We start from the raw sequence: 16,406 nt of genomic DNA on the forward strand, positions 1-16,406 counted from the left end.
CAACAACGTAATACACGCTGTTGGTTTTTGATTAATCGCGACCGTTATTACTTATCATACACACTCGGTACAAACACATTTCGTTCGATCATTTTCTCGATTTGCTTATTTAAAATGGTTTCTCGGTAGTGTTTATGATTGCCTTGAGGCTCATGTAAGTAGGTATTTTTCGGGTAAATTGGCGTTTCATAAATGAGTTGAGCACATTCAGTCCGAATATCTTTCAGCCAATTACTGACCGAAGCATTGGCGCGGTGATGGCGCATCGCTTCGATATCAATCACCCCATAAACATAGGTAGAACCATTAGTATCCTCTTGTTTACCCACGATTTTACCCTTGTAGTCCACAATCAGTGAACGACCGCCACCACAATCAATTGGCGCTTGTGTGGTTGGGAACATATACATTGAGCCAATATTAGGCGCCACAACATAGAAATTGTTTTCCAACGCACGGGCGCGGTTAGAAATTTCAAACAGGTCATTTTCAGTAAATGGCGTTGGTAATGAAGCGCGGTACACCACTTCTGCCCCATTTAATGCCAGACCACGACCGTTTTCAGGGAAGTTTCCTTCCATGGCCATCATTACCCCTAATCGACCAATTTCAGTATCAACCACCGGCCAGAAAGATTGTAATGAACGCCCATATTTTTTTATCCACTCATCGTACAGATCATGAGGCGATGCCGAACGTTCACACGGCAACAAAGAGGACATTTTATGGTGTTTCAGGATAATGTTGCCTTTGGGATCAATAACAAACCCAACGTTAAACATAATTCCTGGCCAATCAGGATCACGAGTTTTCGCTTGCGCCATGATGTACACATTTTGAGATTTCGCTAATTCACCCAGTCTATCAGTCTCAGGGCCTGGAATATCAATAGCGCCATCTTTTAAGAATTCAGCAATCGGTAAATCCAATGCTTCATCGTTGAAACCTTGTAAAGCACCTTCAGGGAGAACAAGTAAACGAACAGGGAGATCCAATGAAGATAGCCACAGCGCACCGTGAGATAGCTCCTCAAGATGGTCGATATTTTTCATAATATCGCTACGCGTTTTTATTCCCCACGTTGTTGGCACTAAACCCACTACACCATATGGCTTTATCATAATAATTCTCCGATTTTATTTTCGATTTACCTGCATTTGGCATTGTTCAAAAATCAAACTCATCGAATATTATTCACATGTTAAATTTATGTCAAATAAATATTAAATTATACTTTTTGGATATTCACACTTAATCCGTTCAATACTTCACGCTAATATTTAAAATAAAAAATCAGGCTATAAACATATTAACAATCTAGTGATTATCTTATTAGTTATAAATATAACCTCGCGTTACTTTATTTTAAAATACATAAATATCAATTAGATGAAAAATTATTGCTATTTTTAATTTCCTCATAAAATTAATATAGGAAAACATTTTCATTCTTAAAAACAGAAACAAAAACTGCGAGTAAACTTAAGTTTTATTAATATTTAATCCAAAAACAAAAACTGCAATAAATATCCTATTTCTGCATTTATTGTACATTTAATTAACATTTCTATTGTGATTTAACTTAAAAAAGTAAAGTGTAATGTCGGCTTTTCAGATTTAAAAATATACGTACTTGCCATTAAAAAAATATCGGTCGAATAACGATTAGAGAGTGATTTATGACAATACAAACATCTGAAATTACATCTGTCTCCTCAAAACGCACGACCTTTAAAGTCATGCTGGTTTGCTGGCTAAGCATTTTATTTGAAGGTTATGACGTGGGGGTGATGGGTGCAGTTTTACCCACACTCTCTGAATATAAAGAGTGGAATTTAACCCCTATTGAATTAGGCGCCTTGAGCAGTTATACCCTCGTGGGAATGTTCTTCGGTGCTTTTATTATCGGAACGTTAAGCGAGTTATATGGTCGACGACGCATGCTACTAATCTGCGTTACGCTATTTTCGTCCACCATGTTAGCCACCGCTTTAGCGCCAACACCTTGGTTTTTTGGATTAATGCGTTTTATCGGCGGAATTGGACTTGGGGGCGTGATCCCCGTAGCCGCGGCTCTCACTATTGAATATTCACCAACTGAAAAACGGTCGTTTAACTATGCCATTATGTACTCAGGCTACTCTCTGGGTATCTTATGTGCTGCGTTAGTGGCGATTGCGATTCTTAGCCAATTTGGTTGGCGTGGCGTCATGATGATCGGGTCATTGCCTTTGTTATTAATCTGGCCAATGTCCCGCCTATTGCCTGAGTCTATTGAATACCTTAATAACCGAGGGCAACACGAAAAAGCGAGAAAACTGGCGGAGAAACTTGAAGTTACCTATCACGAACCCGTGAAACAAGAAAAGCAGGCTTCCCGTAGCTTAAAAGAAGTTGTCGCGATTATCTTTTCCAAAGATTACCTGCGAGCAACCTGCTGTTTTTGGGTCGCTCTGTTCTGTGGTGGCTTCATCGTTTACGGCTTAAATACGTGGCTGCCATCCATTATGCGTAAAGAAGGTTATGATCTCGGCTCCAGCTTAACTTTCTTAGTGGTGTTCAGTTTATCTTCTGCGCTAGGCGGGTTATTCCTCGGGAAAGTCGCCGATAAATGTGGCGCTCGCGGTACAGTTGCATTCTTCTTTATGCTAGGTGCAATGGGTATTGGATTGATGGTCTTCAAGCAAAATATCTATATGAATTATTTACTTGTGGGCCTCGCGGGGATTGGCTGTATTTCTGCGCCATTAATTTTGACAGGCTATGTCGCTCATTTCTATCCATCCAGTGTGCGGGCTTCTGCAACAGGTTGGACAATGAGTATTTCCCGTGTAGGTGCAATGTCTGGTCCCATGTTTGGCGCTTATATTGCCAGTCTTGGAGTCGCCAGTAGTTGGAACTTTGCCGCGTTCTCTGCGGTGACGGTAATAGGCGGTATTGCCGTAATGCTACTACCAAGTAAACGCTTATAAACCTAAAAACAAAATCCCCTCCGTAATTTCGAGGGGATTTTTATCAATACCAATTACCAGAAACGAGCAATTTGTTCACGCAGTGCTTCTGCGGTGGCTTTTCCTTTTTCACCGACCAATGCGCGCCCAGCAATAAAGGCTTTGGCTTTGATACCTTCAAAAAGATGAATATCTTCCGGCACAATCCCCCCAGTTATCGACAATTCGAGGCCTAAATCAGAAAGTTGGCGCATTTTGGTGAGATCTTCAGGTCCCCAGCCCACGCCAGCGAGCTCAGCATCACGAGAACGATGGTAAATCGCCTGTTTGATTCCTAAATCTACCCAGCGCTGAGCATCGTCTAATGTCCAGTTACCATACAGCTCAATTTGGATTTCACGCCCAAATTCATCCGCCACTTTTTTACATGCCGTAATAGTGGCAATATGCGCCGCTGCCGAAACCGTGATCCAATCCGCGCCGGCTTCGAACGCCATTTTCGATAAAATCGCACCGCCATCCGTGGTTTTCATATCGCAAACAATAATGTGTGATGGATGATTTTTACGTAGTGTTGAAACTGCATTCATGCCTTCCGCAAAAGCCAAAATAGTACCAATTTCAATCACATCAACAAAAGACTCCACATTATCAGCAACCGCCAGCGCATCTTTCAGATTGGTTTGGTCTAATGCAATTTGAATTAAAGGTTTAGTCATTTGATTATCCTAGTATTTTAGATTAAATCGGGTATCTGGTGAATAACGGCTTAAGCCAATGCGGCATCAATCACCTGATAGACCTCGTCTGCGCTGGTGCATCGGCGAATTTTATCGAGATCAATCCCCGTTTCGCTCTCTTCATCATCCAGTACTTGAGTCACTTCCATTAATCCTTCCATATGTTCATCAGAAGAACTTCCCGCGAGGGTAATAAGGACATCCACAGGCTCACTTTCCCCATCAAATACAATCGGTTCTTTTAATGTCACCAAGGCAAATGCGGTTTTTAAAACGCCATTTTCTGGGCGCGCATGAGGTAAGGCTAAATGAGGTGCAATACAGATATAAGGGCCTAACTCTTTGACGCTGCTAATAATGGCGTCATGGTAATCCGGCAAAATCGCCCCAGATGCGATGAGCATATCGGTGCCAATCTTAATCGCGTCCTGCCAATTATCCGCTGAGGCATGTAATTTAATGGAGTTGTTATCCATTAGAGATTGTTTGAAACCCATGGCATTGCTCTCCTATTGTCATGGGCATACATCACTGAATCCCCATGACAAATTTAGTTATTGGATTTATTTCGACTCACTAAAGTTATTATGAATAATCGCCAGTAATTCATCGCCGAATGAGTTCGGATTCAACATATTCTGCACACCCAGTACGAATTTACCTTCCCCCGCATCCATTTCAGAAGAGAGATGCTTGGAAGAGACGATGATATCTGTATTCGCCAGTTTTGATTTGTAATCAGAGACCGCGCAGGAATCCATCACATGAGGAATGCCTTTACCTTCAAGGTACTTGGCAATTTTCATTTTCATCATCATTGATGAACCTTGCCCATTACCACACACCGCAAGAATACTGACGGGTCTAGCGCCTGTTGAAATAGGCAGTTCTGTTGGTTCAATCGGCGCATTTTCAACACTCAGCTCTGCTTGTGGCTCCGCTGCCGTAGCGGCTTGCGCATCTTCTTCCGCACGCAATCTTTTCGACGCAAAGTACATGTAAACAAACGACAGTCCAATCAAGACAAAGAAGAAATATTTAGAGAAGGAAAGCCCCTGCATCACTGGTGGGAAAACTAACGCCCAGTCAGCCATGCCCATCCAACCGCTAAAATCCGTTCCTTGCTGGCTAAACAATGAAATCGCCCATGCAGACCCAAACACCTCAATGATCCCCATCACGAAACAGATTTTCATGACTGCTTTCCAGCCACCGAAATGGTTGGCAAATACCCCAATTGTCGCGTTGGAGAAGAACATTGGGATAAATCCAGGAATAATCATGATCGGGGAACTTAATCCCAACATAATCAACACCGCAGTAAACTGCCCCAACGCCCCCCACATAAAGCCGAATACCATGGCATTAGGAGAGAAGGCGTAAATTGCCGCACAGTCAATGGCGAGTACCGCATTAGGAATAACGCGCTCGGAAATCCCTTTAAACGCTTCAGAAAGCTCGGCAACAAACATCCGCACACCGGTAACAATAATCTGGATGGCGACCGCGAATTTCAAACCGGTTTCTAGAATATAGATGGTCCAATGGGTTTTCCCTGCCATTTCTTGCAAGTTAGTTAACCCAAAGGAAAGAAGAATGATGCCGAAGAAAACGGTCATCACAATCGCGGTGGCCGCGATGCTATCATGGAAAATATGCAACCATTTCGGTAGTTTAAGATTATCAACGCTATCGTTTTTATCACCGAGTTTATGGGCAATTTTAGTGGCGACCCATGATGCGACTTGCTGCTGGTGACCAATTGAAAACCCTGCCCCACCCGTGACTGATTCCGTTGGCTTGAACATAATATTGGATGAAATGCCCCAATACAGCGCCATGAGAACGGCTGAGTAAATAATGGTTTCCCACATACTGGTGCCCAGCACAAAATAGAATACCGCGATCAATCCCGCTTGCTGGAACATGATATGCCCCGTCAGCATAATGGTTCGGATCCCCGTGATACGGCGGAAAAGCACCAAAAGAATATTAATCGCCAATGCAATCAACACCGTATACCCAACCCATGAATAGTTATCCCCCATGGTTTCCATGGTGGCCATCATTGAGGTATAAGGGTCGATAACTGAACCGGTAAGATGATGATATTCTGACATTTTTGCAATGACAGGTTTGAAGCTGGAGACTAATGTATCGGCTCCCACTTGCACTAACATAAAGCCGACAATCGTTTTTATGGTTCCCTTCAGGATGGTTGTGCCATCTCTCTTTAGAAGCCAGTAGCCAATCAATGTCACTAATCCCAGTAATAACGGGGCTTTGGTCATCACTTGGCTGTAAAAAATATAGAATGAGTCATACAGAAAATCCATATTTTTACCCCTAAATCAAATTTAGTGTGAATTATTATCTTATTTAAAATTACATTACCCTGATCACAGACAAGCATTCTCACGCTATAATCAAACAGTTCATCAATTTAATCACTCAAATACATTTTGCAATCATAAGCAATCACCATTTGTTCATTTATGATTATTTGAAGTGACACTTTTTGACCAGTAAAAAACCCTACATTTGTTGAGCTGATCACAACAAATATAGTAAAAATCAATATTTACATATAGTTAAAGAATTAAATCGGCATGGGTAATTTTTGAATTTAGTGAGTTGACAATTTTCATTATAATCATATAGAATCAAATTCAATCATTTTAAGTCAAAAGTTATCATGGAATCGTGATTATAATAATCATCACTAAAGACGAAAAATGATTATACAGAAATAAGGCGCTACACATGAATGAGACACAAAGACATCATGAAATATTGTCTTTATTGAAAGAAAATCAAATCATTAACGTATCTTTTATCACAAAACATTTTGATATTTCGCCGGCAACTGCTCGCCGAGATATCGCCAAGCTGGATGAGCAAGGCAAACTCAAAAAAATACGTAATGGTGCAGAGCGCATTGAAGAAAAAAGACTCAGATGGTCACCACTGAATATCAATAGCACCGACCATTATGAAGAAAAGTCACAAATCGCCATGAAAGCGGCAGAACTTTGCCAACCGGGAGATAGCGCTGTTATCAACTGTGGATCCACCGCATTTTTGCTAGGACAGCAACTGTGTGGAAAAGGGGTTCAGATAGTAACGAACTATTTCCCTCTCGCCAGTTATTTGATTGAAGAAGAACATGAAGATGTAGTTCTGATTGGCGGGCAATATAACCGAACACAAGGTATTTTCCTCAATCCTGCATTAAGCACATTGATGGGATATGCCGGTAACTGGATGTTCACTTCAGGGAAAGGTTTAACCGAAACAGGGTTGTACAAAACAGATATGCTGACTGCGGTCGCGGAGCAACAGATGCTCGATCGTATTGATAAATTGGTTGTCGTTGTGGATAGCTCAAAAGTCGGAAGTCGAACGGGCATGTTATTTTGCCCTACCGAAAAAATTGACTATCTCATCACCGGTAAGAATGCCGACCCGAAAATTATCAAAGCCATCGAAGCCCAAGGCACGCAAGTCATCCTTGTATAATTAGATTAACTATCTAATTCAACGAATTAACAAATTTATTCTGTATTTCGCCTTATTTTCATTAATAAGGCGCTAATCCCTTACATTTGAAATTCTGGATAGGAAAGGTGTTGCTATGAGTAAAGTAAATGAAATTACCCGTGAATCTTGGATTTTAAGCACATTCCCTGAATGGGGAACCTGGCTCAATGAAGAGATCGAAAAAACCGTCGTAGAACCCAACACATTTTCTATGTGGTGGCTGGGCTGTACAGGTATTTGGTTGAAAAGCGAAGGTAACACTAACATATCCATCGATTTTTGGTGTGGTACAGGTAAAAAGACCCAAAAAAACCCACTGATGAATCAGCAGCACCAAATGATGCGTATGGGCGGAGTTGAAGCCCTGCAGCCCAACTTACGTACCGCGATTTTTCCGCTCGATCCATTTGCGATTAAAGATGTCGATGCCATTTTGGCATCCCATGACCATGCTGACCATATTGATGTCAACGTTGCGGCGGCAGTGCTACAAAACTGCGGAGACCACGTTAAATTTATTGGTCCACAAGCCTGCGTCAACCTATGGACAGGTTGGGGTGTACCAGAAGATCGCTGCATTGTGGCCAAAGTGGGCGATGTGATTGAAGTTGGCGATATGAAAATCCGTGTTTTAGATTCATTCGACCGTACCGCGCTAGTGACCTTACCAAAAGGCGTTTCTTCCTATGACAAAGCCATTTTGGACGGTATGGATGAACGTGCGGTGAACTATTTAATTGAAACCACAGGCGGCTCTTTGTATCACTCTGGAGATTCTCACTATTCCAACTACTATGCGGCGCACGGCAACCGCTACAATATTGATGTTGCCCTGCTTTCTTACGGCGAAAACCCGCGCGGTGTCACCGACAAAATGACCTCTTCCGATATTTTACGTGCCGCAGAATCATTAGATTGCACGACAGTTATTCCATTCCACCACGATATTTGGGCTAACTTCCAAAATGACCCTCGTGAAATTGAAGTGTTATGGAATATGAAAAAAGAGCGTCTGCAATATAAATTTACCCCATTCTTCTGGCAAGTTGGCGGAAAATATACCTACCCAACCGATAAAGGACGCATGCATTATCAGCATTTCAGAGGCTTCCAAGACATCTTTAAAAACGAACCTGAATTGCCGTATAAAGCCTTCTTATAAGATTGTTATCGATTAAAAAAACAAAATCCGGTAAGGCATATACCCTACCGGATTTTTATTATCTTTATAAAATAGCTAACTTTATGTTAATCACCAAAATCGTGATTAAGGGATCACGCCCAGCAATTTAAACCAGAAATAATCCAGAGGCACCAAGAGGAAAAAGGTCAAAATAAACAAAATCAGACACAGCCTTACGCCATCCATTAACGGCACTTTGCCCATTCCCATCGCGACAACAATCGGAGACGCTTGATAAGGCAATAAAGGTGTTGAGTAACCGATGACTTGTACCATGAGAACCGCAATTAGTGGTAAGCCCGTGGCATTAGAGAGAGATTCTGCTAACGGGGTATACAGTGCTGGAACGCCGTTTGCCGTCACCACAAAGTTTAAGCCGCTAGTCAGTCCCACTAAGCTACCAAAATCCATAAACGGGCTATTTGGATCCAGTGGCAGCATCTTTTGTAAGTAAGTACCAACCACCATTCCAACGTTGGAATAACTCACCAATGTTGCTAGGCTCAAAATCCCTGCCACATAGATACAAGTACGGATATTCACCGCTTTAACAAACTCGTCATTGGTGACAAAACCGACTTTAGGCAGCAAGCAGAAACATGCCGCGACTAATCCCACCCATGCTGGTGAAATACCGTGTGTGGTATCCGTGATCCAGAAAAGCAATGTGACTGCCAGCACAACACCGAGCTTTTTCTCATCGCGGCTCATTGGCGGCAAGGTTTTTTGTTCAGCCACCGGCTGCAATTTGGCAGGAAATAGAAAATAGATACACAGCACCACCATTGCGCCTTTAATCAGCCCTAAGATTGGCATATGCAGGAACAGGTAATTCAAGTAGGAAAGTTTAAGGTGGTAAGTGGTTTCTATCGCTCCCGCCATAACAAGGTTGGGAACGTTCGCAGGCAGCACAGTTGCAGAAAGTTGGAAGGTACCAAAACCCACCGCCAGCGCTAACCCGATACGCCCTCGGCTGCCACTTTCTAGCCCGACTTTATCTGCTATTGCCATCACAATCGGCATCAGTAATGCAATTCGCCCCATATTCGACGGCATAATAAACGCCAATCCATAGGCGAGGATCACCACGCCAATGATCAATGAGAGCCAGGATTTTGTGAAACGCCCCGAGATATGCTGCGCAATCCGTTCCGCTAGCCCCACTTTATTGATGGCAAACCCAAGAATGAATCCGCTTAAAACGAGCCAAAATGCTTCCGAGGTGAACCCCGAGAAAATCACATTGGTTGGCGCTAGATGTAAGCATGCCGCTGCTGCTAAAAACAGTAATGCTACTAAATATTCTGGTAGTTTTCCTGTCGCCCAAAACCCTATTGTGATTGCGATGACAACCGCACTCAACCATTCAATCTCTGCCATCCACGTAACCTTCTGCTGATTTTTATTGTTGTTTATTATTGCTCAATACTGCATCAAGAAAATTAAGTATACGTGAAATTGATAGCGAATAGATGCATACCCAATCAACTAATTAGCATCGGATTATTATAGTTCAGTAGGGAAATTTTAATGGTGTGTAAGAATAGAGAAGCAATAAAAAGCCGGTGTTCTTTTACAGAACACCGGCTGGATTTTTAAATCAGAACGAGATTACTCAACAGTCACTGATTTTGCTAAGTTACGCGGCTGATCCACGTCAGTTCCTTTGATTAACGCAACATGGTAAGAGAGCAGTTGCAGAGGAACAGTGTAGAAAATTGGTGCGATTAACTCTTCCACATGCGGCAGGGGAACAATTTTCATGTTTTCACTTGCCACAAAACCAGCATCTTGGTCAGCGAACACATACAGCAGACCACCACGCGCGCGAACTTCTTCAATGTTAGATTTCAGTTTTTCTAACAGTTCGTTGTTCGGAGCAACGATGATAACTGGCATATCTGCATCAATTAACGCTAATGGGCCATGTTTTAATTCGCCCGCTGCATACGCTTCGGCGTGGATATACGAAATCTCTTTCAGTTTCAGTGCGCCTTCAACGGCGATAGGGAACTGATCGCCACGACCTAAGAACAGTGCGTGGTTTTTGTCTGAGAAATCTTCAGCTAACGCTTCAATCACTTTGTCTTGAGACAGCATGCTTTCAATACGCGCAGGCAGTGCGTGAAGCGCATGAGCAATACGCTCTTCCAGTTCTGGGTTTGCCCCTTTCAGGCGTCCCATATATGCCACCAGCATCAACAATACCGTTAACTGAGTTGTAAATGCTTTGGTGGAAGCAACGCCAATTTCCGCACCCGCTTTGGTCATCAGCGAAAATTCAGATTCGCGGACTAATGAAGATGCGCCAACGTTACAAATTGCTAGGGACGTTAAGTAACCCAGTTCTTTAGACAAGCGCAGAGCGGCTAAAGTATCTGCCGTTTCCCCTGATTGGGAAATGGTGATCATCAAGCTGCCTTTACGATGTGCCGGTTTACGGTAGCGGTATTCAGACGCAATTTCCACGTCACAAGGAATACCCGCCAATGATTCAAACCAGTAACGCGCAACCATACCAGCGTTGTACGAGGTTCCGCAGGCAACGATTTGGATATGGTCAACTTTGGACAGAATTTCGCTGGCTTTTGGACCTAACTCGCTAAGGTCGATACCATTATCTTGGTTAAAACGCCCTTCGAGGGTGTTTTTAATCGCCATTGGCTGTTCATAGATCTCTTTTTGCATGTAATGGCGGTATGCGCCTTTATCACCTGCATCGTATTGAACATTCGATTCGATTTGCTCACGTTCAACTGGTGCGCCTTGCTTATCAAAAATACGCACAGTGCGACGAGTAACTTCCGCAATATCCCCTTCTTCTAAGTAGATAAAACGGCGAGTCACAGGCAATAATGCCAGTTGGTCAGAAGCTAAGAAGTTTTCGCCAACACCCAGACCGATAACCAACGGGCTACCTGAACGTGCTGCGACTAATAATTCTGGGTTGCGGCTATCCATAATTACGGTGCCATAAGCGCCACGTAATTGTGGGATCACGCGCTGAACCACTTCCAGCAATGTGCCACCTTGCTGCTGTTCATGATGAACAAGGTGTGCAATCACTTCAGTGTCAGTGTCTGAACTAAAGATATAGCCAAGTTTTTTCAGCTCTTCTTTCAGTTCTAAATAGTTCTCAATAATTCCGTTATGAACAACGGCAATGTAACCCGAGGTATGAGGGTGAGCGTTACGCTCGCTTGGAATACCATGAGTCGCCCAGCGGGTATGCGCGATACCAGTTCCACCAGAAACCGGGTTCTTTTCTGCTTCTTCCGCCAGCATTTGCACTTTACCGACTTCACGTAAGCGTTGCAGATGACCTTCATGATCAACCACCGCCATACCCGCTGAGTCATAACCACGGTATTCTAAACGGCGAAGACCTTCTAACAGAATTTCCGCGATATCACGTTGTGCGACAGCACCAACAATTCCACACATATTAAGTTATTCCTAAATAAAGGGGTTATTCCCCCTCTTATTGTCGCAACCTGATTATTGTTCAGCTTTCGCTGTTCCCCAGCCTTGTAGAAACGGGGAATTTTATTGTTTTATCTATTTGCTACTTTGTAGCGATTTTTATATTAAAAAATACTGACCGACATTGCTTAGACTGCTAATTCTTAGATAACTAATTCGTTCATAACTAATCATAGGAGAGACTTGAATATCTCTCCTCTATATTTACTTATGTTTTATTTACTTATGTTTTATTTACTTATTTTTTCTTTACTGGGCGCTGCCAGTTTTTAATGTGCGTCTGTTTCACTCGGCTCACCACCAGCTCACCTTCGTTAATATCACGAGTGACCGTGGTACCAGCACCAATGGTTGCGCCATTAGCCACACACACTGGAGCAACTAACTGAGTGTCAGAGCCAACAAACACATCATCACCAATAACCGTTTTAAATTTATTCACACCATCATAATTACATGTGATCGTGCCCGCACCAATATTCACATTACTACCAATCTGAGCATCACCCAGATAGCTTAAGTGACCCGCTTTAGAGCCTAAGCCCAGCGTGGCATTTTTCATTTCAACAAAGTTACCCACATGGGATTTTGCTGCTAATTTAGCACCAGGGCGTAAACGAGCGAAAGGTCCAACAGTACATTCCGTGGATAATTCAGAATTTTCAATCACTGAGTATGGGCTGATAACTGAGTTATCGCCAATCACGCAGTTTTTCAGTACACAGCCTGTTTGGATCTGAACGTTATTACCCAGTGTCACGTTACCTTCGATGATCACGTTGGTGTCGATCACCACATCGCGACCGTGAGTTAAGGTTCCGCGAATATCAAAACGCGCAGGATCAATCAACATCACACCCGCTAACAGTAATTTTTCAGCTTGTTCTTTTTGGTAGATGCGCTCTAACGCAGCTAATTGCAGACGGTTATTAACCCCTTCCATTTCACTGAGATGGCTTGGGTGAACGGTCGCAATTTTGTTACCTTCTTTATGAGCAAGAGCAATGATGTCGGTAATGTAGTATTCACCTTGGGCATTGTTATTGTTCAGTTGGCTCAGCCAGCGGTTAAAGTCTTTTCCGCTTGCAACCATAATACCGGTGTTGATTTCTTGGATTTTACGCTGTTCTTCACTGGCATCTTTCTGTTCGATGATACCAACGACTTCGCCGTTTTCGCGGATAATGCGACCATAACCGGCTGGGTTATCTAGGATAACAGTGAGTAAGCCAATGCCGCCTTCTGGCTTAGCTTCTACCAGTCGTTGTAATGTGTCTTTAGCGATCAAAGGTACATCGCCATAAAGCATGACAATATCTTCATCATCTTGGAAGTGGGGAGCGGCTTGCTGCATCGCGTGGCCAGTACCCAGTTGCTCTGCTTGCAGAACCCAATTGAGGTTTTGTTCACCCAGTTTTTCTTTCAGTAAATCACCGCCATGTCCGTATACCAGATGAATATCCGACGCACCGATTGATTTCGCTGTATCAATCACATGCTGAACCATTGGTTTACCTGCGAGTAAATGCAGAACTTTAGGTAAGTCTGAATACATCCGTGTGCCTTTACCGGCAGCTAAAATCACGACACTTTTTCTTTGCACAGTCATATTTTCCTGAAACTCCAACTTTGGGGTGAAAGTAAACCTATTTCCTGTATAAATTACTACATATTTCGCACAAATAAAAAAGCCAGTTAGTCAAACTAACTGGCTTTTTCTATATTGCTATCATTACATAAGCTTTTTAGTTAACTCGATAACTCGAAGTTTCGCTATTGCTTTTGCAAGTTCTGCTGATGCCTGAGCATAATCAACATCGCCGTGTGCTTTGCGGACATGTTCTTCCGCTTTGCGTTTAGCTTCCACTGCACGAGCTTCGTCTAAATCTTTACCACGGATCGCTGTATCAGCGAGTACGATAACACCTGTTGGTTGAACTTCTAAAATACCGCCGGAGAGGTAAATTAGCTCTTCTTCACCAAACTGCTTCGTAATGCGTACCATGCCCGGTTTTATGGCAGTCAGCAGCGGGGTATGCTGCGGATAAATCCCCAACTCACCTTCACTACCTGTCACCTGAATTTTTTGTACTAAGCCTTCAAACATCTGTTTTTCCGCGCTTACTACTTTCAGGTAGTATGTCATTGCAGCTACCATATCAACCTCTCGTCAGATGGATTAAAGCTTTTTCGCTTTTTCCACAGCTTCTTCAATGGTACCAACCATGTAGAACGCTTGTTCTGGCAGGTGGTCGTAATCACCGTTCAGGATGCCGCTGAAGCCACGGATAGTGTCTTTCAGAGAAACGAACTTACCTGGTGAACCGGTAAAGACTTCTGCAACGAAGAATGGTTGAGACAGGAAGCGCTGGATCTTACGAGCACGAGCAACAACCAGTTTGTCTTCTTCAGACAGTTCATCCATACCCAGGATTGCAATGATATCTTTCAGTTCTTGGTAACGTTGCAGAATAGACTGAACGCCACGAGCAACATCATAGTGCTCTTGACCAACTACCAGTGGGTCTAATTGACGGCTGGTAGAATCCAGAGGGTCAACCGCAGGGTAGATACCCAGAGATGCGATTTGACGGCTCAGAACTACGGTTGCGTCTAAGTGAGCAAAGGTGGTTGCTGGTGATGGGTCAGTCAAGTCATCCGCTGGTACGTATACCGCTTGAACGGAAGTGATAGAACCAGTTTGAGTTGAGGTAATACGTTCTTGCAGAACACCCATCTCTTCCGCCAGCGTTGGTTGGTAACCTACCGCTGATGGCATACGACCTAACAGTGCTGATACTTCAGTACCTGCCAGTGTATAACGATAAATGTTGTCAACGAACAGCAGTACGTCACGACCTTCGTCACGGAATTTTTCAGCCATAGTCAGACCAGTCAGCGCAACACGCAGACGGTTTCCTGGTGGCTCGTTCATCTGGCCATAAACCAGTGATACTTTATCCAGAACGTTTGAGTCGGTCATTTCATGATAGAAGTCGTTACCTTCACGGGTACGCTCACCAACACCGGCGAACACTGAGTAACCTGAGTGCTCAATCGCGATGTTACGGATCAGTTCCATCATGTTTACTGTTTTACCAACACCCGCACCACCGAACAGACCTACTTTACCACCTTTCGCGAATGGACAGATTAAGTCCATTACTTTGATACCGGTTTCCAGCAATTCAGTTGAGTTAGCTAACTCTTCGTAGCTTGGTGCAGCACGGTGAATAGACCAGCGCTCTTCTTCGCCGATATCACCTTTCATGTCGATTGGTTCACCCAGAACGTTCATGATACGTCCCAGAGTTGCTTTACCGACTGGTACTTCGATTGGGTGCTCTAGGTTTACAACTTCTAAACCACGGCTCAGACCGTCTGATGTACCCATTGCGATACAACGGACAACACCACCACCTAACTGTTGTTGAACTTCCAACACCAGTTTTTCTTTACCGTTAATAACCTCAAGAGCATCGTACACTTTTGGTACGTTATCTTGAGGGAACTCGACGTCCACAACGGCGCCGATTACCTGGATAATCTTTCCAGTAGCCATCTTGAATCCTCTACGTAATTCGTAAACCTAGCTGTTAAACCGCGGCAGCACCAGAAACGATCTCGGTCAGTTCCTGAGTAATGCTGGCCTGACGAGCTTTGTTGTAAACCAACTGCAACTCTTTGATCAGGTTTCCACCGTTATCTGTAGCGGCTTTCATCGCTACCATTCGAGCGGCCTGCTCACTAGCTAGGTTTTCAACGACGCCCTGATAAACCTGCGACTCGATATAACGACGCAGCAGGGTATCCAGCAACGCCTTAGGATCGGGTTCATATAAATAATCCCAAGATTTCTTCTTCAGTGTTTCGTCATCGCTTGCAGGCAATGGCAGTAACTGAAGAATAGTTGGTTCTTGAGACATTGTATTGACGAACTTGTTGTTCACCACATACAGTTTATCTAAACGCCCTTCATCATAGGCTTGTAGCATAGAGTTAACCGGGCCAATCAGGTCAGAAAGGGTCGGGTTATCCCCCATTCCGGTTACTTGTGAAACGACATTGCCGCCTACAGAACCGAAGAATGCTACCGCTTTAGAACCGATTAAAGCCAAATCAACCTGAACGTTTTTCTCAGACCACGTTTTCATGTCTGCTAGCAGTTTTTTGAACAGGTTAACGTTCAAACCACCACACAGACCACGGTCTGTTGAAACAACCAAATACCCGACGCGCTTAACTTCGCGCTCTTCGAGATATGGGTGTTTATATTCCAGATTACCTAATGCAAGGTGACCAATCACACTGCGCATGGTTTCTGCATAAGGACGGCTGGCCGCCATGCGTTCCTGCGTTTTACGCATTTTGGACGCCGCGACCATTTCCATCGCTTTAGTGATCTTCTGTGTGTTTTGCACACTTCCAATCTTGGAACGTATCTCTTTTGCGCCGGCCATTTCTGCTTCTCCTTATTAACCAGACGGCCCATAAAAATTCACGGGCCGA

The 16,406-nt window shown here is 43.5% G+C and carries 13 protein-coding genes; 3 read left to right on the forward strand and 10 right to left on the reverse strand.

The features are described 5' to 3' along the window. Positions 1–47: 47 nt before the first annotated feature. On the reverse strand, positions 48–1,121 hold the full coding sequence (locus GKR71_RS12060) for a nitrilase-related carbon-nitrogen hydrolase (protein WP_154634336.1): 1,074 nt from the start codon (positions 1,119–1,121) through the stop codon (positions 48–50). Between the two features lie 558 nt (positions 1,122–1,679). On the opposite strand from GKR71_RS12060, the gene GKR71_RS12065 reads away from it, so the two are divergent. Beyond that, complete coding sequence (locus GKR71_RS12065; RefSeq protein WP_108479118.1) at positions 1,680–2,972, forward strand: MFS transporter; 1,293 nt, start codon at positions 1,680–1,682, stop codon at positions 2,970–2,972. A gap of 53 nt (positions 2,973–3,025) precedes the next feature. Here GKR71_RS12065 and GKR71_RS12070 read toward each other — a convergent pair whose 3' ends face one another. The 3 genes from GKR71_RS12070 to GKR71_RS12080 form a co-directional block, all read right to left on the reverse strand. Continuing rightward, positions 3,026–3,670 (reverse strand): 3-keto-L-gulonate-6-phosphate decarboxylase UlaD, encoded by a 645-nt coding sequence (locus GKR71_RS12070; RefSeq protein ID WP_154599602.1) that lies wholly within the window; start codon positions 3,668–3,670, stop codon positions 3,026–3,028. Between the two features lie 50 nt (positions 3,671–3,720). After that, positions 3,721–4,188, reverse strand: a complete 468-nt coding sequence (locus GKR71_RS12075) for a PTS sugar transporter subunit IIA (RefSeq protein WP_036950629.1) — start codon at positions 4,186–4,188, stop codon at positions 3,721–3,723. A gap of 66 nt (positions 4,189–4,254) precedes the next feature. Continuing rightward, complete coding sequence (locus tag GKR71_RS12080) at positions 4,255–6,027, reverse strand: PTS ascorbate-specific subunit IIBC (RefSeq protein ID WP_154634337.1); 1,773 nt, start codon at positions 6,025–6,027, stop codon at positions 4,255–4,257. A gap of 427 nt (positions 6,028–6,454) precedes the next feature. On the opposite strand from GKR71_RS12080, the gene ulaR reads away from it, so the two are divergent. After that, on the forward strand, positions 6,455–7,210 hold the full coding sequence (gene ulaR / locus GKR71_RS12085) for an HTH-type transcriptional regulator UlaR (protein ID WP_154599604.1): 756 nt from the start codon (positions 6,455–6,457) through the stop codon (positions 7,208–7,210). A 115-nt stretch (positions 7,211–7,325) separates the two neighbouring features. After that, entirely contained in the window at positions 7,326–8,393 is a 1,068-nt protein-coding gene (gene ulaG, locus GKR71_RS12090) for an L-ascorbate 6-phosphate lactonase (protein ID WP_108479116.1), read from the forward strand. Positions 8,394–8,498: 105 nt separating this feature from the next. On the opposite strand, the gene GKR71_RS12095 is transcribed toward ulaG, so the two are convergent. From GKR71_RS12095 to atpG, 6 genes are all read right to left on the reverse strand, one after another. Then, positions 8,499–9,794, reverse strand: a complete 1,296-nt coding sequence (locus tag GKR71_RS12095; protein WP_154634338.1) for an SLC13 family permease — start codon at positions 9,792–9,794, stop codon at positions 8,499–8,501. A 231-nt stretch (positions 9,795–10,025) separates the two neighbouring features. Further along, positions 10,026–11,858 (reverse strand): glutamine--fructose-6-phosphate transaminase (isomerizing), encoded by a 1,833-nt coding sequence (gene glmS / locus GKR71_RS12100; protein WP_036950619.1) that lies wholly within the window; start codon positions 11,856–11,858, stop codon positions 10,026–10,028. Positions 11,859–12,135: 277 nt separating this feature from the next. Then, entirely contained in the window at positions 12,136–13,506 is a 1,371-nt protein-coding gene (gene glmU, locus GKR71_RS12105) for a bifunctional UDP-N-acetylglucosamine diphosphorylase/glucosamine-1-phosphate N-acetyltransferase GlmU (RefSeq protein WP_036950618.1), read from the reverse strand. Positions 13,507–13,629: 123 nt separating this feature from the next. Then, positions 13,630–14,055, reverse strand: a complete 426-nt coding sequence (locus GKR71_RS12110; protein ID WP_006660646.1) for a F0F1 ATP synthase subunit epsilon — start codon at positions 14,053–14,055, stop codon at positions 13,630–13,632. A gap of 21 nt (positions 14,056–14,076) precedes the next feature. Further along, on the reverse strand, positions 14,077–15,459 hold the full coding sequence (gene atpD, locus GKR71_RS12115; RefSeq protein WP_006660647.1) for a F0F1 ATP synthase subunit beta: 1,383 nt from the start codon (positions 15,457–15,459) through the stop codon (positions 14,077–14,079). Positions 15,460–15,493: 34 nt separating this feature from the next. After that, positions 15,494–16,357: a F0F1 ATP synthase subunit gamma gene (gene atpG / locus GKR71_RS12120; protein WP_006660648.1), complete on the reverse strand. Its 864-nt coding sequence runs from the start codon at positions 16,355–16,357 to the stop codon at positions 15,494–15,496. Positions 16,358–16,406 lie beyond the last annotated feature (49 nt).

It is taken from the genome of Providencia sp. wls1922 (assembly GCF_009706505.1).
GTDB lineage: Bacteria > Pseudomonadota > Gammaproteobacteria > Enterobacterales > Enterobacteriaceae > Providencia > Providencia lanzhouensis.